Raw genomic sequence first — 23,514 nt, 5'->3', positions numbered from 1 at the left:
AGGAGTCCCATGTCCCGCACCACCGTCGGCGCGCTCGCGCTCGCCGCCCTCGTCCTGCCGCTCGCCGCCTGCGTCGACAACGACGCCCCGGAGGCCGGGGCGTCCGCGGGGGCGCTCACCGTGAGCAGCACCGCCGACGCCTGCGAGGTCTCCGCCGCCACGGCACCGAGCGGCACGCTGACGTTCCAGGTCACCAACGACGGCTCCGACGTGACCGAGTTCTACCTGCTGGGCGACGACGGCCTGCGCGTGGTCTCCGAGGTGGAGAACATCGGGCCCGGCATCACCCGCGACCTCGTGGTGCAGGTGCGCCCCGGCACGTACTACACCGCCTGCAAGCCGGGCATGGTCGGCGACGGCATCCGGTCCGAGTTCACGGTCACCGACTCCGGCGCGCAGGTCGGGCCGACGGGCGACGTGGCCGCCCAGCTCGCGGACGCCGAGGCCCAGTACGTGGCGTACGTGAAGGACCAGGTCGGCGCGCTCATCGCGGGGACGCAGGAGTTCGCCGCCGCGTACACCGCCGGCGACGACGACACGGCCCGCGCGCTGTACGCGGCGACGCGGGTGCACTGGGAGCGCGTCGAGCCGGTCGCGGAGTCGTTCGGCGACCTCGACCCGCTGACCGACGCCCGCGAGGCCGACCTCGAGGAGGGGCAGGTCTGGAGCGGCTGGCACTACCTCGAGAAGGACCTGTGGCCGCCGGCCCCCGCCGACAACGGGGGCGTGACGTACGTGCCGCTGACCCCCGAGGAGCGGGCGTCGGCCGCGGAGGACCTGGTGGGCTGGACGCAGGATCTCGTGGACCAGGTGAACGACCCGGACTTCACGTTCGAGGCGTTCCAGATCGCCAACGGCGCCAAGGAGCTGCTGGACGAGGTCGCGACCGGCAAGGTCACCGGCGAGGAGGAGATCTGGTCGCACACCGACCTGTGGGACTTCCAGGCGAACGTGGACGGCGCGCGCGTGGCGTACGAGGTGCTGGCGGACGTCGTCGAGGAGGAGGACCCGGACCTGGCGGCCGCGCTCACCGAGCAGCTCGCCGCCCTGGACGGCCTGCTGGCGCAGTACGGCTCCGTGGACACGGGCTTCGTGGGCTACGACACGCTGACGGACCAGCAGGTCAAGGAGCTCGCGACCGGCGTCGACGCGCTGTCGGAGCCGCTGTCCCGGCTGACCGCCGTCGTCACCGGCGCCTGACGCCCGCCGCGCAGGAAGGACGCCGCCCGTGCCCGACCCCACCGACCACCGGCCCGGCTCCCCCGTGCCCGGCGGCCCAGCCGTCCCCGGCGCGACCGGCACCGGCGCGCCCGGCACCGGGGTGACCGGCGTCGACGCGACCGACCCCGCGGCGGCGGAGCCGGCGCCCACGACGGGTGCCGGCACCCCGCCGCCCCGTCGGGGGCTGTCCCGGCGCGCCCTGCTGGGCGGCGGGCTGCTGGGCGGCGCGGCGCTCGGGGCCGTGGCGGGCGGCGTGGCCGGGTACGGCGCGGGCCGGGCGGCGGCGACCCCGGCGTCGGGTACCGGTGCGGCCGCGACGACCTACCCGTTCACCGGCGCGCACCAGGCGGGCATCGTCACGCCCGCCCAGGACCGCCTCTACCTGGCGGCGTTCGACGTCACGACCACGGACCGCGCCGAGCTGGTGGCCCTGCTCCAGCGCTGGACGACGATCGCGGCCCGCCTGACGCAGGGCCTGTCCGCCGGACCGTACGGACCGGCGTCCGGCCCGTACGACGCGCCGCCGGACGACACGGGCGAGGCCGCCGACCTGCCGGCCGCGGGGCTGACGATCACGTTCGGGTTCGGGCGGTCCCTGTTCGTGGGGGCGGACGCGGGCACCGACCGGTTCGGGCTGGCCGCGCACCTGCCGGACGCGCTGGTCGAGCTGCCGCACTTCCCGGGCGACCGGCTCGACCCGGCGCGCTCCGACGGCGACCTGGTGGTACAGGCCTGCGCGGACGACCCGCAGGTCGCGGTGCACGCCATCCGCAACCTGTCCCGCGCGGCGTTCGGCGCCGCCACCATCCGCTGGACGCAGCTCGGCTACGGCCGCACGTCGTCCACCTCGTCGGCGCAGGCCACCCCCCGCAACCTGTTCGGGTTCAAGGACGGCACCGCCAACCTCAAGTCCGAGGAGGAGTCCGACGTCGAGGCGCACGTCTGGGTGCCCGCGAGCGCGACCACCCCTGCGACGGCGTGGATGACCGGCGGCAGCTACCTGGTGGCGCGTCGCATCCGGATGACCATCGAGACCTGGGACCGCACGTCGCTGCGCGAGCAGGAGGCCGTCGTGGGCCGCACCAAGGGCGAGGGCGCGCCGCTGTCCGGCGGCACCGAGTTCACCGAGCCGGACTTCGCGGTCACCGGCCGCGAGGGCCGGCCGCTCATCCCGGTGGACAGCCACGTGTTCCTGGCGCACCCGACGCAGAACGCGGGGGTGCGGATGCTGCGGCGCGGCTACAACTTCACGGACGGCAACGACTCGCTGGGCCGGCTGGACGCGGGGCTGTTCTTCCTGGCGTTCGTCACGGACCCGCGCACCCACTACATCCCGATGCAGAACCGGCTGTCGCGCGATGACGGGCTGATGGAGTACCTGCAGCACACCGCGTCGGGGCTGTACGCGGTGCCGCCCGGGCTGCCGGACGGGTCGCTCGTCACGGGGTCGGACGGCACCCCGGTCACGACGGCGTCGAGCCCGTTCGTCGGTCAGGACCTGTTCGCGGGCTGACCGGCGTCGGCGGCCGGCGGGCGGCAGCGCAGGACCTCGAGCGCGGCGCCGGCGCCCGGCTCGACGCGCAGCGGCCCGGCCGACCACGGGACGAGCACCGTCGAGCCCGCCGACACCGGGGTGCGGGCGCCGTCGGCCGCGACCAGCGCGCCGCTGCCCGCGACCACCACGGCGACGGCGAACCCGGCGTCCCACGCACCCCCGCCGCGCAGCCGCTCGACACGGAAGAACGGGGCGGCGTCCGGCAGCAGGTCACCCTCGTCGCCGGCCCGGGCCCCGCGCAGGGCGGCGACCTCGGCGGCCGTCCGGCCACGGCGGTCGACCGCCGCGAGCGCCACGTCGAACCCGAGGCCCAGGTGCCCGGCGGTCGCGCCGTCGATCGCGTACCCGTCCCACTCGACGAGGACCGACAGGTCGGTGGGCTCCTGCAGCTCGACGACGAACGCTCCCGCGCCGATGGCGTGCGGAACCCCCGCGGGCACCAGCACGGCGTCGCCCGGCTCCAGGTCCAGCACGTGCATCGCGTCGAGCATCCCGGCGGTGTCCTGGCGGTCCACCCACTCCCGCAGCTCGGCGGCACCCACGTCGCGCCGGAACCCGAGGTGCACCGGCGCGGCGGTGAGCGCCACCCACGCCTCCGTCTTGCCGTGCGCGAGGCCGAGGTGCCGTGCCGCGAACGCGACGTCGGGGTGGGCGTGCACCGGCAGCCGCTCGCCCGCGTCGAGCAGCTTCACCAGCAGCCCGACGTCGGCGCCGTACCGCGCGACGTGCTCGGGCCCGAGCCAGGCGGCCGGGTCCGCGGCGACGGCGTCGGCGAGCAGCCGGCCGTCGGGCAGCCGCGTGCGGCCGAGCTCGGGCTCGCCGAACAGCGTCGTGGTCGACCCCACCCAGTCCTCCGGCACGTGGTCGCCCGGCGCCGGGTCGCCGCCGGGCCCGCGGAACGCCGCGATGCGGGCGCCGCCGGCGTAGAAGCGGTCGGCCGGCTGGTGGGCGGGCAGGGGGACGGGGCGGGTCACGGCTGCTCCTCGGGGCGGGGACCGGGCTGGGGATCGGGGCGCGGGTCGGGGCGGAGGGCGGGGCGCGGGTCGGCGTGGGCGCCCGCGGGCGCCGCAGCACGGCCCGGCGCCGCGGCAGGCCCGGCACCCGGAGGCAGGACCTCGACGACGACGCCCGTCCGCCACGACTCTCCCGGGCCGAGCAGCGGCGCGCCGGCGTGCGGGCCGTCGCGCTCCGGCCCGAACAGCGGCGCGTTCGCCGGCTCGACGCCGAGCACCCACGCGCCGCGGGCGGGCCACGCCCACGTGCACAGCCGCGGCAGGGTCGCGGCCGTCCAGTCGACGGCCACCTCGGCGGCACCGCCGGTGAGGACCGCCCGCGCGCGTCCGTCCGTGACCGCCAGGTCCCGGTGCTCCGCCACGACCGCGGCGGCGCCGGGCGACGGCTCCGGCATCGTCAGGACCGCGCGCCCCGGCGGCAGCGGCTCGCGCAGGCGCGTCCGGCCGGCCTCCACGCGCAGCCGGCCGCCGGGCGCCAGCAGCGGCGCGCCGAGGTTGACGTGGTAGAGCAGCGGCACGCCGACGGGGACGTCCCCGTCGTTGCGCACCACGTCGCGGACCTCGACGCGCGGCCGGCCGGTGGTGGCGACGATCTCGCGCTCGACGACGAGGCGCGTGCCGTACAGCGTCGAGAACCCCACGGCCCCGCGGACGTGCACGGCGACCCCGGACGGCGTCACCTCGCGCCACCACCGGACCTCCGTGGCGGGCGTGAGGTGGTGGCTCCCGTGCTGCCCGGCCGTCGCCGTGGGCGGTCCGATGTTCTCCGGCCCGCACGTCACCACGAGCCCGCCGAGGAACCGCTCCTCCCACCCGGCGCCCGGGCCGGGGTCGGCGCGGTGCGGCGACCGCCACGCGAGCGGCGCGTCCCCCCACCAGGCGGGACCGAGGTCGAGGCCGCGGTCGGGCCGCACGTCGAACGAGAGCCCGCCGGCCAGGCGGACCACCAGGAGCCGCTCCCCGCCCGCCTGCACCACGTCGAGCACCTGGGCGACGGCCTCCGGGAGCGCGACGAGGCCCTCGGCCAGCAGCTCCCCGGCCCCGCGGGCGGTCACGCGGTCGCCAGGGCGGCCAGGAACCCGCCCACGAACGTGTCCCCCAGCCCGATCGTGGTCGGCCGCGGCACGTCCAGCACGTACGCGGGCTCGCAGGCGACGTCGGCCGCGAGCGCCTCGACCTCCCCCGCGAACCGCGTCCCCGCGGCACCGGGCGTGCGCGCGGCCGTCGCCGCGTAGTCGGCCGGCGTGAAGGAGTCGCCGTGCACGTAGCGCGTGCTCGCCATGTCGATGCCGCCGCGCAGCGCCGCCCGCAGCCCGGAGGCCCCCGCACCGGCGGCGAGCGCCCAGTGCTGGGTGTGGACCACCAGCGTGCGGGCGGGGACGGCCGCGTGCAGCTCCCCGAGGGCCTTCGCGACGTCGGCGGCGTCCAGCAGGTCGACGGCGCGGCCGGTCCACTCCTGGAGCTCGTCCTCGTTCACCGCCCAGACGTCGACCCGCGGGGCGAGGACGTCCCGCACCGGGCCCCGCAGCGCGGGCAGGTGGTAGCCGGCGTCCTCGAAGTACACGAACCCGCCGGGCGGCACCCGGTCCAGGTCCGCCGCGAGGGTCGCGAGCCGCGCGTCCAGCGTCTCGCGCTCCTGGATGACGTTGAACCCGGAGACCAGCACCACGTCGGCGGTCGCGCACGCGTCGCCCAGCGCCGGGTGCAGCACCAGCTCGCGGTTCGGCGGGTCGTTGACGTAGATCAGGCGGTTCGGGCGCGACGCGACCACCTCGACGCCGGCGACCCGCACGGCGGACCCCGCCGGGTACTGCACGATGAGGTGCGGGTCCGTGGTGTCGCGGTCGGCCGAGCACAGGTAGGTGGTGCTCGCGGGCAGCAGCCGCCGCACGTCGTCGTCGATGCTCACCAGGTGCACCAGGGCCGGCAGGCCGCGCACCCGGTCCATGGCGATCGCCGCGCGCACGCACGTGCCGCCCAGCGTCACCCGCAGCGGGAACCGCCGGGCGAACGCCTCGACGATCTCGGACGACGCCACGAACCGCTCGCCGCCCACCCCGTCCCGGACGAAGCCGAGCAGCGAGCGCAGCAGGTCCCGCTCGCTGAGCACCGGGGTGCGAGCGTCCAGCTCGTCCGCGCGCAGCCCCCACTGCGCGGCGAGCCGCTCGAGCGTGCCCGGGTCCCAGTCGATCTCGTAGTCGACGGTCCCGCCGAGTCCCAGGACGTAGCGCGTGCTCATGGGCGGTGCCGGCCTCCTCGCCGTGGTCGTGCGGTGCTCGTCGTGCGGTGGTGCGGGGTGGTGCGGCCGCCGCCGGCCGGGGGGCAGGCCGGCGGCGGCCGGGTCGGTGCCCCGCCGGGCGGGGCGCGGTCTCAGTACAGGTCGGCCTTGCCCGCCGCGTCGAACAGCTCGATCTTCTGCGCGGCGACCACGTTCATCGCCTCGATCGCCGGCGGCTGGATCGTGTTCGGCTCGCGCAGCGTGAGGTCGGCCAGCACCTCCCGCATCCGGTCGTGGTACGCGACCTTGATGTCCGAGGAGATGTTGATCTTGTTCACGCCGAGCTTCACGGCCCGGCCGATCTCGTCGTCCGGGTTGCCCGAGCCGCCGTGCAGCACCAGCGGGATCGGCAGGCGCGCCTTGATCTCGGTCAGCAGGTCGAGCCGGAGCTCGGGCTTCAGGCCCTTCGGGTACAGGCCGTGCGCCGTGCCGATCGCGACGGCCAGGCTGTCGACGCCGGTGCGCTGCACGAAGTCGACGGCCTGCTCCGGGTCGGTGTGGATGATGTTCGACACCGCCACGCCCGCCTCGGCCTGCTCGTCGAGCTTGCCGATGGTGCCCAGCTCGCCCTCGACCGACAGCCCCACCGCGTGCGCGGCCTCGACGACACGCGCCGTGATCGCGACGTTCTCCTCGTACGGGAGCATCGAGCCGTCGATCATCACGGACGTGAAGCCGATCTGGATCGCCGTCAGCACCTGCTCGTAGCTGCCGCCGTGGTCCCAGTGGATCGCCACCGGCACCGACGCCTTGTGCGCGCGCTGGATCAGCGCCGGCATGACGTCGTGCCCGAGGTGGCTGACCTCGTCCGGGTGGATCGCGACCATCAGCGGGGCGCGACGCTCCTCGGAGATCGCGACGATCCCGTTGAACATGGCGTAGTCGCTGATGTTGAACGCCGGCACCGCGAAGCTGTGCTCGTTCGCGACGGCCAGCAGGTCCGCGCCGTTCATCAACATGGGGTGACTCCTTGTCGTGTCGTGGTCGTGCTGCGTGTGCTGCGTCGTGCTGCCGGGAGCCCCGGTCAGACCTTCACGGCGCCTGCCGTCATCCCACCGATGAAGTACCGCTGGAAGAACAGGAAGAGAATGAGGACGGGAATGCATCCCAGAATGCTCATCGCCATCATCTCGTTCCATTCGTACGAGTGCTGGCCCATGAGCAGCTGGATGCCGATCGGGACGGTGCGCATGTCCTCGGTGCGGGTGAGCGTGAGCGCGAACAGGAACTCGTTCCACGCGATCATGAACGTGTAGACGCCCACCGAGACCAGGCCCGGCACGGAGATGGGGACGAGAATGCGCCACAGAGCGGTCAGGGGCCCCGCGCCGTCGACCTTGACGGCCTCGTCCAGCTCCCGCGGGAGGGTGTTGAAGTACCCGGTCATCATGATGATCGCGTAGGGCAGCGTGAACACCATGTACGTGAGGATCAGGCCGGCGTAGGTGTTGTAGAGCCCGAGCGCGACCATGAGGCCGAAGTAGGGGATCAGCAGCGTGATGGGCGGGACCGCCTGCACGCTGACGATGACGACGTTGATGACCTTCTTGCCGGGGAACTCGTAGCGGCTGAACGCGTACGCCGCGAGCACCGCCACCAGCAGCGTCAGCAGCGTGACGCTGCCGGCCACCAGGTACGAGTTGCCGAAGAACCGCAGCTTCACGGGGTCCGTGAGGATCGTCGTGTACGCGTCGAGCGAGAATCCCTCGGTGAGCAGCCGCGGCGGCGAGGCGAAGATCTCCGGGTTCGCCTTGAACGAGCTGGACAGCATCCACAGCACGGGCAGGCCGGCGAACAGCGCGCCGATGACCAGGGCCGTCAGCACGAGCGCCTTCTGCCCGGTCCGGCGGGGCGGGGTGCGCAGGGCGGGTGCCCCGGGCCGGGCCGCGGGGGTGGTGGTGAGGGTCACCATGATCAGTCCCGTGCCTTCTGGTGCCGGACGTAGAAGAATGCGAGGACCATCGACGCGAGCAGCACCACGACCGCGGACGCGGACGCCACGGAGAACTCGTACCGGCTGAACGCCAGCTTGTACGTGAAGGTGCTGAGCATCTCGGTCGCGTTGATCGGCCCGCCGCCGGTCGTCATCCAGATCAGCGCGAACTGCTGCGTGGTCCAGATGAAGTCCAGCAGCGCCATCGAGATGATGATCGGGCGCAGCTGCGGGACGGTGACGTTGCGGAACTGCTGGAAGGGCGTCGCGCCGTCGACGCGGGCCGCCTCGTACAGGTCCCGCGGGATGCCCTGCAGGCCGGCGAGCAGCGAGATCATGAAGAACGGGTAGCCGGCCCAGACGTTGATGAACGTGACGGCCGCGAGCGCCGTGCTGGGGTTCGCGAGCCACTCCGTCTGGCCGTCGGTCAGCCCGACCGTGCCCAGCAGGTAGTTCACGACGCCGTTCGGGTTGAGCAGCAGCCGCCACAGCACCGCGATGATCGCGACCGTGAACAGCCACGGCAGCACGTAGATCACGCGGAAGAACGCCTTGACGCGGTGGCTGAGCAGCGGGGTGTTCAGCAGCATCGCGAAGCCCAGGCCGATCGCGAAGTGCGCCACCACGCTCACCGTCGTGAACACCAGGGTGTTGCGCGCCGCCGTCCAGAACACCGGGTCGGTGAGGACCTCGGTGTAGTTGGCGAAGCCCACGAACGCCGAGTTCCTGGTGGTGATGACGCCGTCGAGCAGCGAGTACCAGATCACCATGACGATCGGCGTCAGCATGAGGATCGCCAGCAGGACGCCGGTCGGGCTCAGGAACCCGTACGGGGTGAGGCGGCGCTTGAGCCGCTCCCACGCCGGCCGGGTGGCCGGCGGGGCCGGGGCGGGCGGGCCCCCGGTGCCGGGCGCGCCGTCGGTGCGGGCGGCGCCCGTGGCGCGGGACGCCCCGGCGGTGGCCGGTGTCCGCTGCGCGTGCGAGGTGAACACGGTCGGTCCTCCTTGACCGAGGACCGCGCCGGACGGGTCAGGGTCCCGCCCGGCGCGGTCGCTCTCGGGGTGGGTCAGAACTCGCTCTCCCACGACTTCTGGGCGGCGGTCAGGGCGTCGTCGACGCTCTGGTCCCCGTTCAGGGTCTTCTGGAGCTGCTCGCCGAGCTGGCGCATGAGCTCCTCGGCGACGGGCAGGCCGGTGAACTCGTTCGCCGGGTAGCCGTCCTGGTAGATCTCGAACGCGGTGGCGAACAGCTCGTTGTCCTCGACGAAGTCCGGCACGGACTCCGTGTTGCCGGGGAACGCGTTGGCGATGGACGACAGCTCGGCGTTCGTCTCCTCGCTCATGAGGAACTCGACGAGCTTCATCGCCTCGGCCTTGTGCTCCGAGTTCTCGGCGACGCCGATGCCCCAGGAGGCGTACGGGATGCCGCGCTCACCGGTGTACCCGTCCTCGGCCGGGATGGCGGAGATCGAGAAGCTGAGGTCGGGGTTCGACTCCTGGATCGTCGTGACGTGCGCCAGGGAGTCGATCATCATGCCGACGCGGCCGTTGGTGAACTCCTCGACCTTGTCCTGCTCCTTCATCGTGAAGGAGCCGGGGGCCACGACGCCCGCGTCCCAGAGGTCGGCGACGAACTGGATGCCGCTCTCGACGTCCGGGTTGTCCGTGAGCGCCGGCTGGCCGTCCTCCAGCATGGAGCCGCCGGACGCCCACACCCACGACATGACGTCGTTCTGCACGCCGTTGGGGGCCTCGAGCGAGAGCGGGAGGACCCAGCCGTAGGTGTTGTCGCCGAGCGCCGTGACCGCCTCCGCGGCGTCCGCGAACTCGCTGCGGGTGCTCGGCGGGGTGTCGACGCCGGCCTGGGACAACAGGTCGTCGTTGCTGAACATCGGGTACACGAAGTTGACGACCGGGATCATGTACGTGCTGCCGTCCACCTGGACCTGGCTGACGAGCTGGCTGTCGTCGAACCCGTCCTCGGACATCAGCGCCGAGAGGTCCGCGATGGACCCCTGCTTCGCGAAGTCGTTGACCCAGGCGCCGTCGAGGCCGACGACGTCGGACATCGTGCCCGCGGCCGCGCCGGCGAGCACCTGCTCCTTGGTCGAGGCGTACGGGCCGCTCAGCAGCTCGACCGTGATGCCGGGGTTCTCCGACTCGAACTGGTCCATCAGCTCGCGGAACGCGCCGTCGGGGAGCTCGGGCTCCCACCACTGCGCGAACTCGATGGTGACGTCGCCCCCGGACGATCCCCCCTCTGCGGCGTCGCCGCCGCCGCTGCCGCACGCGGTGAGCAGCAGCGCCGCCGCGCCGACCACCGCCGTGCCGCCCAGGTACCGCATCCGAGCTCCGTTGCTCATGACTCTCCCTCCAGGGTTGCCGCTTCTTGCGGCTGAGTGCGCATCTCTGCGTGTTTGAGCACGGTAGTGCGGGGTTGTGCGGCCGTCAAGGGGTTCCGGCCCCGCATGGGGACGCACACACGGCGGACCGCGGATGGGAGCGCGACCGCAGGCGGAGCGCGACCGATCCCCTCTCCGGCGGCCCCGTCGGAGGCTCCGACGGGGTGCCGCACGGCCTGCGGTGCTGTGCGCGGCGAGCTGCGTTCTTCCTCCGGGCTGCGCGTTTTTGTGCTAGATATTTCGTATGTCGTCCTCCGACAGCACCCCCCGCCGCCTCCCCGCCGGGCGCAAGGCCGAGCTCGCCGCCTTCGTCGCCGACGCGGGCGAGGTCACGGTCGCGCAGCTCGCCGAGCGCTTCGAGGTGTCGGCGGACACGATCCGCCGGGACCTCGACCAGCTCGACGCCGACGGCGTGCTGGTCCGCACCCACGGCGGCGCCGTCGGGCTGTCCGCCGCCCCCCGCCCGAACACCGAGCTCGACGTGCGCATGCGCCTGCAGACCCAGGCCAAGGAGCAGATCGGCGCCCGCGCGGCCGAGCTCGTCCGCGACGGGCAGGCGGTGATCGTCAACGCCGGGACCACGACGCTCGCGCTCGTGCGCGCCCTGGCCGACCACCGCGACCTGACCGTGGCCACCAACAGCCTGCGCGGCGCCACCGAGCTCGACCCCAAGGTCTACCGCGACCTGTACGTGTTCGGGGGCAGCGTGCGCCTCATGGACCAGGCGACGCTCGGCCCCGTCCGGCTGCCCGCGTGGACGCACCAGCCGGAGGTCGACATCCGCTGCGACATCGCGCTGATCGGCGTCGGCGCGGTCTCCCCCGACGTCGGGTTCTCCACCAGCAACCTCGTGGAGGCCTCGATGATGGGCGAGATGATGGACCGCGCCGACAAGGTGGCGGTGCTCGCCGACTCCTCCAAGTTCAGCCGCCGGCTGTTCGCGCAGATCGCCGAGCTCGCCCGCGCCGACTACCTGGTCACGGACGCCCCGCCGCCCCCCGACCTCGCGCGGGCGCTCGCGGAGGCCGGCGTCGAGGTGCTGCTGCCGCGCTGAGCCCGCGCGCCGGGTGCAGGATCGGTGCCGTGCGAGGAACCCGCGACACCCCGGACCGCCCGTGACCGCCGCCGCGCGCACCTCCGCCGGCCTGCTGCTGCACCGCCGGGGGCCGGACGACGCGCTCCAGGTGCTCGTCGGGCGCATGGGCGGGCCGTTCTGGGCGCGACGGCCCCGGTCCTGGACCGTGCCGAAGGGCGAGCCGCTGCCCGGCGAGGACCCGCTCGCGACCGCCCTGCGGGAGTTCGCGGAGGAGGTCGGCGTCCCCGCACCCCCGGGGGTGGACGTCGACCTGGGGGAGGTCCGCCAGCGCGCGGGCAAGGTCGTGCACCTGTGGGCGCGCGCCACGGGCCTGGACCTCGCCGCCTCCCGCGGGCCGGTCAGCCAGGTCACGGTGGAGTGGCCGCCCCGCAGCGGGCGGGAGGTCACGTTCCCGGAGCTGGACGAGCTGCGCTGGTGCGGCCTCGACGAGGCGCGCGGGCTGCTGGTGGAGGCGCAGACCGCGTTCCTCGACCGCCTCGTCGACGTGGTCGCCGGGGGCTGACCGCCGGGCCGCCCCGCCCGTCCGGGGCGTGTCGGTGGTCGGTCGTACGGTGCTCGGCATGAGCAGCCGGCCGATCGACCACGACCGCCTGACCGAGGTCAGCGCGCGCTACTTCGCCGCGCGGCCGCCCCGCACCGCGCCGGAACGGGTCGAGCACCAGCGGCTCGAGGTCGAGATGATCGAGGCGATGGGCCTGACCCGCGACGAGTTCGACCGGATGACGGCCGTCTACCGGGCGCGGCGCCGCGCGAGCTGACCGGTCACCAGGTCGGCGGTCGCCGATCCGGCCAGCGCAGCCGCTCCTCGAGCTGCGCCGCGAGCGCCAGCAGCACGTGCTCGCTCCCGGGGCGCCCCGCGAGCTGCACCCCCATCGGCAGCCCCGCCGGCGCGGCGTCGTCGGCGTCCGTCCACCGCACCGGCACCGTGATCGCGGGCAGCCCCGCGACGTTGAGCATCGAGGTGTACGGCGTGTACGCGCACTGCTGCGCGAAGCTCCGCTCCGGGTCCTCCGCGTCGTACCACCCGAGCGGCCGCGGGGTCATCGCCATCGCCGGCAGCAGCACCGCGTCGTAGCGCCCGACGCGCGCCACCATCGTGCGCTCGAACCGCGCGAGGTCCGCCAGCGCCTCCGCGAGCGCCCGCGCCGGCAGCGCGCGGCCCTGCTCCACCAGCCAGCGGCTGAGGGGCTCCAGCAGCGCGAGCCGCTCCGGGTCGTCGAGCGGCACCGCGGACGCGCCGGCCATCCACAGCGCGCGGAACGCGGGCGCGTAGCGCGGGTCGGGGTCCCATCGCCCGGTGTCCTGGACGTCGTGCCCGAGCGCGCCCAGCGCGGCGACCGCGTCGTCCAGCGCGGCCACCGCCTCGGGCCCCGGCGCCACGTCGTACGCGTCCTGCCAGGCGCTGAACGTGCTGACGCCCACCCGGAACACCGACCGCCCGTCCGGCGTCGCGCCGTGCAGCGCCGCCGCGAGGTACGACCCGGCCGGCCCGGCAGCGGTCCGCAGCGTGCGCGGGTGCGGCACGGCCCCGTCGGCGTCCCGCGGCAGCAGGCCCTCCAGCAGCAGCGCCGCGTCCGCCGTGGTCCGGGCGATCGGCCCGTGCACCACCAGCCCGCCCAGCGACTCCACCCCGCCGCCGGCCGGCAGCAGGCCACGCGTCGGCTTCAGCCCCACCAGCCCGCACGCCGCCGCGGGGATCCGGATGGACCCGCCGCCGTCCGAACCCGGCGCCACGGGCAGCAGGCCCGCCGCGACCGCCACCGCCGCGCCGCCGCTGGACCCGCCGGCGCTGCGCCCCGGGTCCCACGGGTTCCGGGCGGGCGGCCCGGTCAGCGGCTCGGTGGTCGCCGGGAACCCGAGCTCCGGCGCCGCGGTCTTCCCGAGCGACACCGCGCCGGCGGCGTCCAGCACCTGTGCGACGTCGCCGCTCACCTCGGGGACGTACCGGTGCTCACCGGCCCACGCCCGGGACCCGAACCCCGTCGGCACCCCCGCGCGGTCCCCCAGGTCCTTGTCCGCCAGCGGCAGCCCCCACAGCACCGCACCCGCCGCCGGGCCGTCCGCCGCGAGCGCCGACGCCCGTGCCCGCGCGGCCTCCGGGGTGGTCGTCGCGAACGCGCCCAGGTCGCTCGCCGCGGCCCGCGCCAGGAAGTGGTCGGCGACCGCCACCGGGTCGAGGTCGCCGGCGCGCAGGCCGTCACGCAGGTCGAGGGCGGTCCGGTCGTGCAGCGCGGTCACCCGGCCAGCGTAGGCGGGGGCCACGCCGTGGGCGGGCCCGGGGAGCCGTCCACGCGGATCGGCGGCCTCCTGGGTGTCTGACCTCGGACGTCACCGCCGCACCGATATCGTTCTCCCGTCCATGACGTCGTCGATGACGGGAGTGCCGTGTACCTGGACCTGGCCGAGCCGCAGCTGTGGGAGCACGTGTCCGCGCTGGTGGACCCGGAGGACTTCGACGCGTTCTGGGCGGGCACGCTCACCGAGAGCCGCGGGCGCGGCGCCGCGACGACGGTGGAACCGGTGGCGACGCCGCTGACGACGGTCGAGCTGCACGACGTCACGTTCCCGGGCTTCGCGGGCGACCCCGTGCGCGCGTGGTACCGCCGCCCCGCCGGGGTGGACGGCCCGCTCCCGGTGGTCGTGCAGTACGTCGGCTACGGCGGCGGCCGCGGCGAGGTCACGGAGAACCTGCTGTGGGCCTCCGCGGGCTTCGCGCACCTGTACGTCGACACCCGCGGGCAGGGCGCCGGCTGGAGCCGCGGCGCGACGCCGGACCCCTGGGGCACCGGCCCGCAGGTGCCGGGCGTGATGACGCGCGGCATCGAGGACCCGGCCACGTACTACTACCGCCGGCTGTTCACCGACGCGGTGCTCGCCGTGGACGCCGCCCGCGCCCTGCCGGGCGTCGACCCCGACCGGGTCGCGGTGGTGGGCGGCAGCCAGGGCGGCGCGATGGCGCTCGCGGCGGGCGCGCTGGCGGACGGCGTGGGCGCGGTCGTCGCGAACGTGCCGTTCCTGTGCGACATCGCGCGGGCGATCGGCATCACGGACGCCAAGCCGTTCTCGGAGGTCGTCGAGTACCTCGCGATCCACCGGGACGCCGCCGAGCAGGTGCTGCGCACGCTGTCCTACGTGGACGGCGTCGCGATGGCCCGCCGCGGCACCGCCCCCGCGCGGTTCTCGGTGGGCCTCATGGACCCCGTGGTGCCGCCGTCGACGGTCGTGGCGGCCCACCGCGAGTGGCAGGGCCCGAAGGAGCTGCGGGTCTGGCGCTACAACGGGCACGAGTCCGGCGGCCCGCAGGAGGACCTGGAGGCCGTCGAGTTCGTGCGGACCACGCTGGGCTGAGACGCGAGGCGCGGCGCCCCGACCGGGACGCCGCGCCTCGTCGTCGTGCGGCAGCCGCTACCGCGGGTGGTCGAGCAGCACCTCGCGGACCCGCACCACCGACGTCGTCGGCCGGCCGCCGCTGGTCGCGTGCACCCCGAGCCACACGCCGAGGAACCCGCCGGTGGTCACCGAGTCGAGCCAGCGGGCGTCGGCGTGCCCGACGAGCACCGGCTCAGCGTCCCCGATCCCGGCGTGCAGGGCGTACTGCGTGCCGCGGGAGCGCAGCAGCAGCGTGACCGGGGCGCCCTCCGGCCCGGTGAGGGTCGCCGAGCCCAGCTCGGTCTCGTCGTCGTCCGCGCGGCGCACGAGCACGGCCCGCCGGGTGCCGTCCGGCTGCGCGGCGCCGACCGACAGCCGGACGTGGTGCCGCTCGGACTGCCGTGCCGCGAGGCCGGCCTCCTCGCCCTCGGCCAGGTCGGCCACGAGCGTCACGCGCAGGTCGAGGTCGGTGCGCTGCTGGCGCAGGCCCAGGAACGCCGGCACCTCCACGTCGCCCAGACCCGCGGGGCGCACGGGCAGCACCCACGCGTCGCCGTCGGCGGTGGCGACCTCGGACGGCAGCGCCCGCACCGCGGTCCACCGGAGGTCACCGGCCGGGACGGGTCCGGGAGCGGCGGCCTGGACGACGCCGGGGTGCCAGGCGCCGGCGCCCGCCACCTCGACGTGGTCCGGCACGCGGCCGAGGCCCGGCGCGAACACCGGCCAGCCGTCCTCCCACGTCACGGGCACGAGGAACGTCTCCCGCCCGAGCGGGTAGTGGTAGCCGCCGTAGGTCCGCATCGCGAGCGCGACCGCCCACCACGTCCCGTCGGCCGCCTCCAGCAGGTCCGCGTGCCCGACGCCCACGACGCCCGACCCGCGGCCCAGGTGCCGGTGCGTGAGGACCGGGTTGCCCCGGTTCCCGGTGTACGGGCCGGTGACGTGGTCGGCGCGCGCGACGCTGACGGCGTGGTGGAACTCGGTGCCGCCCTCCGCCGCGAGCAGGTAGTAGCGGTCGCCCACCCGGTACAGGTGCGGCCCCTCCGCCCAGACCGCGCCGCGGACGGCGCCGGACCACACGACGTGCTCCGGGCCGGTCAGGCGCAGCGTCTCCGTGTCGAGCTCGCGCACCCAGACCTCGGTCTGGTCGTGCCACTCGGGCTCCCGCGCCGGCCGGGTGCCGTGCACCCAGACGCGGCCGTCGTCGTCGAACAGGATCGACGGGTCGATGCCGTCCTCGTCCAGCCACACCGGGTCGGACCACGGGCCGGCCGGGTCGGTGGCGGTCACGAGGAAGTTGCCGCGGCCCGGCTCGCGGGTGGCCGCCGCCTGGTCCACGAGCGTGCAGATGACCCAGAACCGGCCGTCGTGGTGCCGGATCGTCGGGGCGTACAGGCCGGACGAGGACGCCAGGCCGGTGTAGTCGAGCTGCCCGGGGCGGTCGACGACGTGCCCGATCTGCTCCCAGCTCGCGAGGTCGCGGCTGTGGAACACCGGCAGCCCGGGCAGGTACTCGAACGTCGAGGTGACGAGGTAGTACTCGTCCCCGACCCGGCAGACCGACGGGTCGGGGTAGCAGCCGGGCAGCAGCGGGTTGGGGACCGTCGTCACGGCGCGGTGACCTTGACCTCGACCACGCGCTGGTCGGCGCCGGTGACCTCGTGCACCCCGCCGGTGACGACGACCGTGCGCCGCGGCGTGGCGGTGCCCGGCAGCGCGCGCTCCTCGCGGCCGCGGCTGTTGCTGATCGCCCCGCCCGTCGTGTCGCCCAGCGCGTCCGGCGCGGACGCCTGGGAGTGGGACGCGACCCACACCTCGACGTCGCCGGGCTCGACCACCCGCACCATCCGGCGGTCCGTGAACGCCAGGCGCGTGGTCGGGACGCGGAACGTGATCCGGCGCGACTCGCCGGGCTCCAGGTCCACCCGCCCGTAGCCGAGCAGCTGCGCGACGGGCCGGACCAGCGAGGCGTGCACGTCGCGCCCGTAGAGCTGGACGGTCTCCGTGCCCGCGACGTCCCCGGTGTTGGTCACCGTGACCGCGGCCTCGAACGACGCGGCCGAGTCCACCGTGGCGTCGACGGCCAGGTCCGAGTAGGCGAACGTCGTGTACGCCAGGCCGAACCCGAACGGCCGCACCGGCGTCGGGTCGGTCGACGTGACGTCGGACGGCCCGCCGAGCACCGGGTGCAGGTAGCGGTACGGCTGGGCGCCGGCCGCGCGCGGCAGCGACACGGGCAGCCGGCCGGACGGGTTCACGGCGCCGGTGAGCACGTCGGCGATCGCGTCGCCGCCGCCCTCGCCGGGGAAGAACGCCTGCACGACCGCCGCGGGACGCGGGCCGGTGCCGTCGAGGGCCCAGCCGATCGCGTACGGCCGGCCGGTGAGCAGCACCATGACGACGGGCGTGCCGGTGGCGACCAGGTCGGCCACGAGGGCGCGCTGCACGCCGGGCAGCTCGAGCGACTCGACGTCGTTGCCCTCGCCGACGGTGCCGCGCCCGAACAGGCCCGCCTGGTCGCCGACGACGACCACGGCCACGTCCGCGTCCGCCACCGCGGCGACCGCCTCCGCGAAGCCGGACCGGTCGTCGCCCTCCACGGTGCAGCCCTCGGCGGTGACGACCGAGGTGCCCTCCGGGAGCGCGGCCAGCAGCGCCTCCTGGACGCTGCGGATCTCGAAGCCGACCGGCAGGCCCGGGTGGTGCGCGAGCACGTGGTTCGCGAACGAGTAGCAGCCCATGAGCGCCTCGGGCCGGTCCGCGTTCGGGCCCACGACGGCGACGCGCGCCGGCCGGGCCAGCGGCAGCACGCCGTCGTTGGCGAGCAGCACCACGGACTCCTCGGCGAGGCGGCGCGCCAGCTCGCGCTGCCGCGGGGAGTCCAGGTCGATCTCGGCCGGCGGCTCGTCCTCGAACGCCTCGGGGTCGAGCAGCCCGAGCTCCTCCTTCTGGGCGAGCGCGCGCAGCACGGCGCGGTCCACGAGCGCCTCGTCCACCTCGCCGGAGCGGATCCGGTCCGCGAGCTCGAGGAACGCGTCCCCGGTGGGCAGCTCGATGTCGAGGCCGGCCTCGAGCGCCAGCGCGGCCGCCTCGCTGCGGTCGGCGGCGATCCGGTGCATGACCTCGAGGAACGCCACGGCGAAGTAGTCGGCGACGACGACGCCGTCGAAGCCCCACTCCTCGCGCAGCACCTGCGTCAGGTACTCGGTGCTCGCGGCGAGCGGGACGCCGTCGATGTCGACGTACGCGTTCATGACCGAGCGCGCGCCGCCGTCGCGGACCGCCATCTCGAACGGCGGCAGGTAGACGTCCGCGATCTCGCGGGGGCCGGCCTCGACCGGCGCGTGGTTGCGCCCCGCCGTGGAGGCGGAGTAGCCCACGAAGTGCTTGAGCGTCGCGTGCACGCCGGCCTCCTGGAGGCCGCGGACGTACGCGGTGCCGACGGTGCCGACCAGGTACGGGTCCTCGCCGATGCACTCGTCGACGCGGCCCCAGCGCGGGTCGCCGACGACGTCGAGCACGGGGGCGAGGCCCTGGTGGATGCCGAGCTCGCGCATCGAGTCGCCGATCGCGCGGGCGGCCTCCTGCACCAGGTCCGGGTCGAACGACGCGCCCCAGGCGAGCGGCGTCGGGTAGGTGGCGGCCTTCCACGCCGCGAGGCCCGTGAGGCACTCCTCGTGGACCAGCGCGGGGATGCCGAGCCGGGTCTCGCGCTTGAGGCGGCGCTGCTCGGCCCACAGCCAGGCCGCGCGCTCCGCCGGCTCCACCGGGCGGGTGCCGTACACGCGGGTGTAGTGCCCCAGGCCGTGGCGGGTGATCTCGGGGAGCTGGCCGGAGTCCTTCTGGCCGGCGGCCATCTCGGACTGCATCGGCGCGACGGTGCCGTTCTGGTCGAGCCAGTAGCCCACCAGCTGGGCGAGCTTCTCCTCCAGCGTCATCCGGGCGTGCAGGTCGCGCACGCGGTCCGAGACGACGGGCCAGGCGGGCAGGGCGGGGAGCGACGGGGCCACGCGTCCTGCGGGGCGGTCGGCGATGTGGTCGGACACGCGGAGGTGCTCCTAGAGAGAAGGACGTGCGAGGGGGGCGGGCCCGGTGCCCCGGCAGCCGCGCGGCCGCCGGGGCACCGGTGGCCTCAGCCCTTGACGGCGCCGGTGAGCCCGCCGACGATCCGCCGCTCGAACAGCGAGAAGAAGATCAGCGCGGGGATCATGGACAGCGACGTGAACGCCAGCACCCGGGCGGTGTCGACGGAGTACTGCGAGGCGAACGACTGCACACCCAGCGGCAGGGTGTACATGGACTCGTCGTTCAGGATGAACAGCGGCAGCATGTAGCTGTTCCAGCTCGCGATGAACGCGAGGATGCCGACGGTGACGACGCCCGGCACGGACAGCGGCACCACCATCCGGAAGAAGAACCCGAGCCGGCTCGCGCCGTCGATGGCGGCGGCCTCCTCCAGCTCCTTCGGGATGGCCCGCAGGAACGGCACCAGGATGATGATCGTCGTCGGCAGCGCGAAGGCGATCTGCGGCAGGATGATGCCGGCCAGGCTGTTCATGAGGCCGAGGCTCTTGATCATGATGTACAGCGGCGTGATGGCCACCGTCATCGGGAACATGAGGCCCGCGGCGAACAGGGAGTACATCGCGCCGCGCCCGAGGAAGTCGTACCGGGCGAGCACGAAGCTGGCCATCACCCCGAGCACGACCACGCCGATGGTGGTCGCGATCGCCGTGATCGCGGAGTTGCCGGCCTGCTGCCAGAACAGCGAGCTGCCCAGGACGTCGACGTAGTTGCCGAACTCCCACGTCGAGGGGAAGCCCGACGGGTCCTGCGTGATCTGCGAGTTCGTCCGCAGGCCGCCCAGGATGATGTACAGCACCGGGGCGATGCACACCCCGACCAGGGCCCACGCGACGACGTAGACCATCGGGTTGACGCGGTCCAGCGACTTCCCGCGGCGCCGCGGGGCGGGGCCGGGAGCGGCGACGGGCGACGCCTGCACGGCGGTGGCGGCCATCACTTCTTCCTCTCCGTGAGCGCGCCCTCGGTGTCACGCCGGAGCACGAAGCGCTGGTAGGTCAGCGCGATGACCAGCGAGATGAGGAACAGCACGACCGCGACCGCGTTGCCGAAGCCGTAGTTCCCGGCGTTCCGGCCGTTGAGCACCATGTACGTGGCCATCGTCGACGTCCCCGCCGTGGCGGACACGTACTGGCCCCAGATGATGTAGACGAGGTCGAACAGCTGCAGCGAGCCGATGATCGACAGGAACGCCCAGATCCGGATGGTCGGGCCGAGCAGCGGGAGCGTGATGCTGCGCTGCGCCTGCCAGTAGGACGCGCCGTCGATGGCGGCGGCCTCGTGGAGCTCCTCGGGGATCGACTGCAGGCCGGCGAGGAACAGGATCACCGCGAAGCCGATGTACTTCCAGGTGATGATGATCATCAGCGACCAGATGGCGATCTTCGGGTCGGACAGCCAGTCGACGGCCCAGCCCGAGAGGCCGATCTTGCCGAGCAGGTCGTTCACGGCGCCGCTGGTCTGGAGCATGAGGCTCCAGCCGGTGCCGACGATGACCTCGGAGATCACGTACGGGACGAAGATCAGCACGCGGATCAGCGACCGCCCGCGGATCTTGCGGTTGAGCAGCAGCGCCAGGATGACGGCTGCGGGACCCTGCATGACGAGCGACATGACGACGATGAAGCCGTTGTGCCGCAGGGCGTCGATGAAGGTCGGGTCCTGGAAGATCGTGAGGTAGTTCTGCAGCCCGACGAAGTCGGTCGGAGGGCCGTAGCCCTTCCACTTGAAGAACCCGTAGTAGGCGGCCATGACGACCGGGAAGATCACGAACGCCAGGAAGATCAGGATGGCGGGGCCGGTCAGGAGGGTGACCTCGAGCCGCTGACGCCAGCTCCCCCTCTTCCGGCGCCGCGGCCGGGGGGCCGGGGACGGCGCCGTGACGGCACCGTCCCCGACACCCGAGCGACCCTCGGGCGACGTCGTGACCAGCGGGCCCACGCCCTGCGAGTCGCTCATGATCCAGCTACTCCTTGGCCGCCGCGGCGTTGACCGTCTCGACGATCGCGTCGGGGCTGCCGTTGCCCGCCAGCATGTCGACGACGCTGGTGTTCAGCGCGTTGCCGACGTTCTGGCCGAACAGGGTGTCGAGCCACACCGACACGTAGGCCGCGTCGTTGTAGGCCGCGAGGACGTCCTGCAGGGCCGGGTCGGTGACGACGCCCTGCGCCTCCTTGCTCGCCGGCAGGGTGACGAACGCCTTGGCGTAGTTCTCCTGGTACTCCTTCTGAGCGGCGAAGTTCAGGAAGTCCGCGCACTCGGCCGGGGCGTCCACGTAGCAGCTGAAGCCGTCGACGCCACCCATCATGGCGCTCGGGTCACCCTTGCCGCCGTCGACCGCCGGGAAGGGGAACCAGCCGAGGTCGGCCAGCGGCTTCTGGTCCGGGGTCAGCGAGGCGATGACGCCCGGGTCCCAGGCGCCCATGAGCTCCATGGCGGCCTGGTGGTTGGCGACGAGACCGGCCGACGAGCCGGCGCCCTGCTGCGCGGAGGTGGTGAGGAAGCCGTTGTTGAACGGCTCGGTGCCCGCGAAGTCCTGCAGGTCCTGACCGGCCTTGGTCCAGCACTCGTCGTCGAAGCTCATGTCCGCGGCGGCCTGGGCCATCGTGTCCGCGGAGCACTCGCGCAGCGCGAAGAAGTAGTACCAGTGAGCGGCGGGCCACGCGTCCTTGGCGCCCAGCGCGATCGGCTGGATGCCGGCGTCCTTGAGCTTGTCGACGGCGTCGTTCAGCTCGTCCATCGTGGTCGGCGTCTCGGTGATGCCGGCCTGCTCGAACAGGTCCTTGCTGTAGTACAGGCCGCCGGGGAGGACGGCCGTCGGGACGCCGTAGGTCTTGCCGTCGATCGAGAACGCCGACAGCGACGCCTCGCCGAGCGCCGACTTGGTCTCGTCGGTGAGCTTGTCGGTGAGGTCCATGGCCTGGCCCGCCTCGACCACGTCGGCGAGCTTGCCGCCGCCGCGCGCCATGAAGATGTCCGGCGCGTCGCCGGAGTTCAGGGCGGTCTGGAGCTTGCCGTCCATGTCCTCGTTCTGGATGGACTGGATCGTGATCGTGACGTTCGGGTTGGCCTCCTCGAACGCGGCGACCGTGTCCTCCCAGTACGCCTTGCCGTCACCGGTCGTGGAGTTGTGCCAGAAGGTCAGCTCGACCTTCCCGTCACCGCCCCCGTCGTTGGACCCGGAGTCGTCACCACCGCCACAGGCGGCCAGGCCCATGGCTCCCACGACCACCGCGGCCGCGACCGCGAGTGTCTTGCGTGCCTTCATGAGATCTGTCCTCTTCGTTGAGTTGACCGGAGGTCCTCCCCGGTGGGTCGGACCCGATGTGCCGCCAGGCGTCAGCCCACCGGCTGCTTCCCTTCGGCCTCGCCGACGCCGACTGGTGCGCCAGTGCTCACGTCGGGCCTCCCTCGTCATCGCTGACCGGACTGCACGAGGGACTCTCGCAGGCGGCAAACCACCGTGTCAACCGTTGTCGATAACGTTTTAGCAACCGTAGGATGTCGGCCATGGCACGCCGGGTGACGATCACGGACGTCGCCCACGAGGCCGGTGTCTCCGTGGCGACCGTCTCCAAGGTGATCAACGGGAGGGACGGGATCGCGCTGGCGACGGCGACCCACGTCCAGGAGGTCGTGGACCGCCTCGGGTACGAGTCGAGCCTCGTCGCGCGCGGCATGCGGTCGCACCGCACGTTCGCCGTCGGGGTGCTCGTCGCGGAGTTCGAGCCGTTCTCCACCGAGATCCTCAAGGGCGTCGGCGCGGCGCTCGCCCACACCGACTACGCGCTGCTCGCCTACACCGGCGGGGGCGCCGGACGGGCCGGCTGGGAGCGCCGCTACCTCTCGCGGCTGAGCGGCACGCTGATCGACGGCGCCATCCTCGTGACGCCCACCGTGGTCGACCCGGACGCGCCGGTCCCGGTGGTCGCCGTCGACCCGCACGCCGGCCCGGGCGCGATGCCGACGGTCGACTCCGACAACCTCGAGGGCGCGATGCTCGCCGTGCGCCACCTGCTCGGGCTGGGGCACCGGCGGATCGGGTTCCTCGGCGGCCGCCGCGACCTGGAGTCGTCCGCGCTGCGCGAGGCCGGCTACGTCCAGGCCCTCATGGACGCCGGCGTGACGCCCGACGCCGACCTCATGCACGTCGCGGAGTACCGGCGCGGCGCCGCGTACGAGGCGACGGCCGCGATGCTCGCCCTGCCCGACCCGCCCACGGCCGTGTTCGCCGCCAACGACGTCTCCGCGATGGGCATCCTCGACGCCGCCGCCCGGCTCGGCGTCCGGGTGCCGGACCAGCTGTCGGTGGTGGGGTTCGACGACATCCCGGAGTCGGCCTCGACCACGCCGCCGCTGACGACGGTCCGGCAGGAGATCCAGCAGCTCGGCTCCACGGCCGTGCAGCTGCTGCTCGCCGCGCTGCCCGGCGGTGCCGCGGCGCAGGACGAGCCGGGCGGGACGCAGCCCGGTGCGCGCGGGCGCGCCGTGCACGAGCGGCTGCCCACCTCGCTGGTGGTGCGCGGCACGACGGCGCCGCGGCGCTGACCCGCCGACCTGCGCCC

Annotated in this window: 20 protein-coding genes; 7 read left to right on the top strand and 13 right to left on the bottom strand. The window is 74.1% G+C overall.

Going from position 1 to position 23,514, the window contains the following annotated elements; genetic code table 11:
• Positions 1 to 9: 9 nt before the first annotated feature.
• Both efeO and efeB read left to right on the top strand, forming a co-directional pair.
• On the top strand, positions 10 to 1,200 hold the full coding sequence (gene efeO, locus AAHH18_RS04440; RefSeq protein ID WP_283318805.1) for an iron uptake system protein EfeO: 1,191 nt from the start codon (positions 10 to 12) through the stop codon (positions 1,198 to 1,200).
• 121 nt (positions 1,201 to 1,321) lie between these two features.
• Positions 1,322 to 2,734 carry an iron uptake transporter deferrochelatase/peroxidase subunit gene (gene efeB, locus AAHH18_RS04435; RefSeq protein WP_459349084.1) on the top strand — a complete coding sequence of 471 codons (1,413 nt, stop codon included), beginning with the start codon at positions 1,322 to 1,324 and terminating at the stop codon, positions 2,732 to 2,734.
• Here the strand turns inward: efeB and AAHH18_RS04430 are convergent.
• The 7 genes from AAHH18_RS04430 to AAHH18_RS04400 all read right to left on the bottom strand — a co-directional run bounded on the left by AAHH18_RS04430 (position 2,713) and on the right by AAHH18_RS04400 (position 10,362).
• A complete protein-coding gene (locus tag AAHH18_RS04430) occupies positions 2,713 to 3,750 on the bottom strand; it encodes a class I mannose-6-phosphate isomerase (RefSeq protein ID WP_343300717.1) in 1,038 nt (345 codons plus the stop codon). The genes efeB and AAHH18_RS04430 overlap by 22 nt on opposite strands.
• Positions 3,747 to 4,844: a DUF4432 family protein gene (locus AAHH18_RS04425; protein ID WP_343300716.1), complete on the bottom strand. Its 1,098-nt coding sequence runs from the start codon at positions 4,842 to 4,844 to the stop codon at positions 3,747 to 3,749. Before AAHH18_RS04425 ends, AAHH18_RS04430 begins: the two co-directional genes overlap by 4 nt.
• Positions 4,841 to 6,028 (bottom strand): ADP-dependent glucokinase/phosphofructokinase, encoded by a 1,188-nt coding sequence (locus AAHH18_RS04420; RefSeq protein WP_343300715.1) that lies wholly within the window; start codon positions 6,026 to 6,028, stop codon positions 4,841 to 4,843. Before AAHH18_RS04420 ends, AAHH18_RS04425 begins: the two co-directional genes overlap by 4 nt.
• 131 nt (positions 6,029 to 6,159) lie before the next feature.
• Entirely contained in the window at positions 6,160 to 7,026 is an 867-nt protein-coding gene (locus AAHH18_RS04415; RefSeq protein WP_283318801.1) for a ketose-bisphosphate aldolase, read from the bottom strand.
• Between the two features lie 65 nt (positions 7,027 to 7,091).
• Entirely contained in the window at positions 7,092 to 7,979 is an 888-nt protein-coding gene (locus AAHH18_RS04410; RefSeq protein ID WP_343300714.1) for a carbohydrate ABC transporter permease, read from the bottom strand.
• Positions 7,980 to 7,981: 2 nt separating this feature from the next.
• The gene (locus tag AAHH18_RS04405; RefSeq protein ID WP_283318799.1) at positions 7,982 to 8,992 is read right to left on the bottom strand and encodes a carbohydrate ABC transporter permease; all 1,011 of its coding nucleotides are present in this window, start codon (positions 8,990 to 8,992) and stop codon (positions 7,982 to 7,984) included.
• 74 nt (positions 8,993 to 9,066) lie between these two features.
• Complete coding sequence (locus tag AAHH18_RS04400) at positions 9,067 to 10,362, bottom strand: ABC transporter substrate-binding protein (protein WP_283318798.1); 1,296 nt, start codon at positions 10,360 to 10,362, stop codon at positions 9,067 to 9,069.
• Between the two features lie 283 nt (positions 10,363 to 10,645).
• Between AAHH18_RS04400 and AAHH18_RS04395 the strand changes: the two genes are divergently transcribed.
• From AAHH18_RS04395 to AAHH18_RS04385, 3 genes are all read left to right on the top strand, one after another.
• The gene (locus AAHH18_RS04395; protein ID WP_283318797.1) at positions 10,646 to 11,455 is read left to right on the top strand and encodes a DeoR/GlpR family DNA-binding transcription regulator; all 810 of its coding nucleotides are present in this window, start codon (positions 10,646 to 10,648) and stop codon (positions 11,453 to 11,455) included.
• 61 nt (positions 11,456 to 11,516) lie between these two features.
• The gene (locus tag AAHH18_RS04390) at positions 11,517 to 11,999 is read left to right on the top strand and encodes an NUDIX domain-containing protein (protein ID WP_343300713.1); all 483 of its coding nucleotides are present in this window, start codon (positions 11,517 to 11,519) and stop codon (positions 11,997 to 11,999) included.
• Between the two features lie 58 nt (positions 12,000 to 12,057).
• The gene (locus AAHH18_RS04385) at positions 12,058 to 12,255 is read left to right on the top strand and encodes a hypothetical protein (protein ID WP_343300712.1); all 198 of its coding nucleotides are present in this window, start codon (positions 12,058 to 12,060) and stop codon (positions 12,253 to 12,255) included.
• 4 nt (positions 12,256 to 12,259) lie between these two features.
• Here the strand turns inward: AAHH18_RS04385 and AAHH18_RS04380 are convergent, their stop codons facing one another.
• Positions 12,260 to 13,735, bottom strand: coding sequence for an amidase (locus tag AAHH18_RS04380; RefSeq protein WP_343300711.1), 1,476 nt, complete (start codon positions 13,733 to 13,735; stop codon positions 12,260 to 12,262).
• 147 nt (positions 13,736 to 13,882) lie between these two features.
• Here AAHH18_RS04380 and AAHH18_RS04375 point away from each other — a divergent pair, with 147 nt between their 5' ends.
• Positions 13,883 to 14,845, top strand: coding sequence for an acetylxylan esterase (locus tag AAHH18_RS04375; RefSeq protein WP_343300710.1), 963 nt, complete (start codon positions 13,883 to 13,885; stop codon positions 14,843 to 14,845).
• Positions 14,846 to 14,902: 57 nt separating this feature from the next.
• Here the strand turns inward: AAHH18_RS04375 and AAHH18_RS04370 are convergent, their stop codons facing one another.
• The 5 genes from AAHH18_RS04370 to AAHH18_RS04350 all read right to left on the bottom strand — a co-directional run bounded on the left by AAHH18_RS04370 (position 14,903) and on the right by AAHH18_RS04350 (position 22,217).
• A complete protein-coding gene (locus tag AAHH18_RS04370) occupies positions 14,903 to 16,477 on the bottom strand; it encodes a glycoside hydrolase family 43 protein (RefSeq protein WP_343300709.1) in 1,575 nt (524 codons plus the stop codon).
• Positions 16,474 to 18,912 carry a beta-xylosidase/alpha-l-arabinosidase gene (locus tag AAHH18_RS04365; protein ID WP_459349080.1) on the bottom strand — a complete coding sequence of 813 codons (2,439 nt, stop codon included), beginning with the start codon at positions 18,910 to 18,912 and terminating at the stop codon, positions 16,474 to 16,476. Before AAHH18_RS04365 ends, AAHH18_RS04370 begins: the two co-directional genes overlap by 4 nt.
• Positions 18,913 to 18,998: 86 nt before the next feature.
• Entirely contained in the window at positions 18,999 to 19,886 is an 888-nt protein-coding gene (locus AAHH18_RS04360; RefSeq protein ID WP_283318791.1) for a carbohydrate ABC transporter permease, read from the bottom strand.
• On the bottom strand, positions 19,886 to 20,908 hold the full coding sequence (locus tag AAHH18_RS04355) for a carbohydrate ABC transporter permease (protein WP_283318790.1): 1,023 nt from the start codon (positions 20,906 to 20,908) through the stop codon (positions 19,886 to 19,888). Before AAHH18_RS04355 ends, AAHH18_RS04360 begins: the two co-directional genes overlap by 1 nt.
• A gap of 7 nt (positions 20,909 to 20,915) precedes the next feature.
• Complete coding sequence (locus AAHH18_RS04350; protein WP_343300708.1) at positions 20,916 to 22,217, bottom strand: extracellular solute-binding protein; 1,302 nt, start codon at positions 22,215 to 22,217, stop codon at positions 20,916 to 20,918.
• Positions 22,218 to 22,459: 242 nt separating this feature from the next.
• Here AAHH18_RS04350 and AAHH18_RS04345 point away from each other — a divergent pair, with 242 nt between their 5' ends.
• The gene (locus AAHH18_RS04345; RefSeq protein WP_343300707.1) at positions 22,460 to 23,497 is read left to right on the top strand and encodes a LacI family DNA-binding transcriptional regulator; all 1,038 of its coding nucleotides are present in this window, start codon (positions 22,460 to 22,462) and stop codon (positions 23,495 to 23,497) included.
• Positions 23,498 to 23,514 lie beyond the last annotated feature (17 nt).

It is taken from the genome of Cellulomonas olei, assembly GCF_039548315.1.
GTDB lineage: Bacteria > Actinomycetota > Actinomycetes > Actinomycetales > Cellulomonadaceae > Cellulomonas.
This window is presented reverse-complemented; position numbering and strand designations above follow the sequence as displayed.

Excerpts from the sequence above, each read along its gene's own strand:
- efeO (WP_283318805.1), top strand. The coding sequence starts at position 10 with ATGTCCCGCACCACCGTCGGCGCGCTCGCGCTCGCCGCCCTCGTCCTG.
- AAHH18_RS04420 (WP_343300715.1), bottom strand. The coding sequence starts at position 6,028 with ATGAGCACGCGCTACGTCCTGGGACTCGGCGGGACCGTCGACTACGAG.
- AAHH18_RS04415 (WP_283318801.1), bottom strand. The coding sequence starts at position 7,026 with ATGTTGATGAACGGCGCGGACCTGCTGGCCGTCGCGAACGAGCACAGC.
- AAHH18_RS04410 (WP_343300714.1), bottom strand. The coding sequence starts at position 7,979 with ATGGTGACCCTCACCACCACCCCCGCGGCCCGGCCCGGGGCACCCGCC.
- AAHH18_RS04400 (WP_283318798.1), bottom strand. The coding sequence starts at position 10,362 with ATGAGCAACGGAGCTCGGATGCGGTACCTGGGCGGCACGGCGGTGGTC.
- AAHH18_RS04395 (WP_283318797.1), top strand. The coding sequence starts at position 10,646 with ATGTCGTCCTCCGACAGCACCCCCCGCCGCCTCCCCGCCGGGCGCAAG.
- AAHH18_RS04385 (WP_343300712.1), top strand. The coding sequence starts at position 12,058 with ATGAGCAGCCGGCCGATCGACCACGACCGCCTGACCGAGGTCAGCGCG.
- AAHH18_RS04360 (WP_283318791.1), bottom strand. The coding sequence starts at position 19,886 with ATGGCCGCCACCGCCGTGCAGGCGTCGCCCGTCGCCGCTCCCGGCCCC.
- AAHH18_RS04355 (WP_283318790.1), bottom strand. The coding sequence starts at position 20,908 with ATGAGCGACTCGCAGGGCGTGGGCCCGCTGGTCACGACGTCGCCCGAG.
- AAHH18_RS04350 (WP_343300708.1), bottom strand. The coding sequence starts at position 22,217 with ATGAAGGCACGCAAGACACTCGCGGTCGCGGCCGCGGTGGTCGTGGGA.
- AAHH18_RS04345 (WP_343300707.1), top strand. The coding sequence starts at position 22,460 with ATGGCACGCCGGGTGACGATCACGGACGTCGCCCACGAGGCCGGTGTC.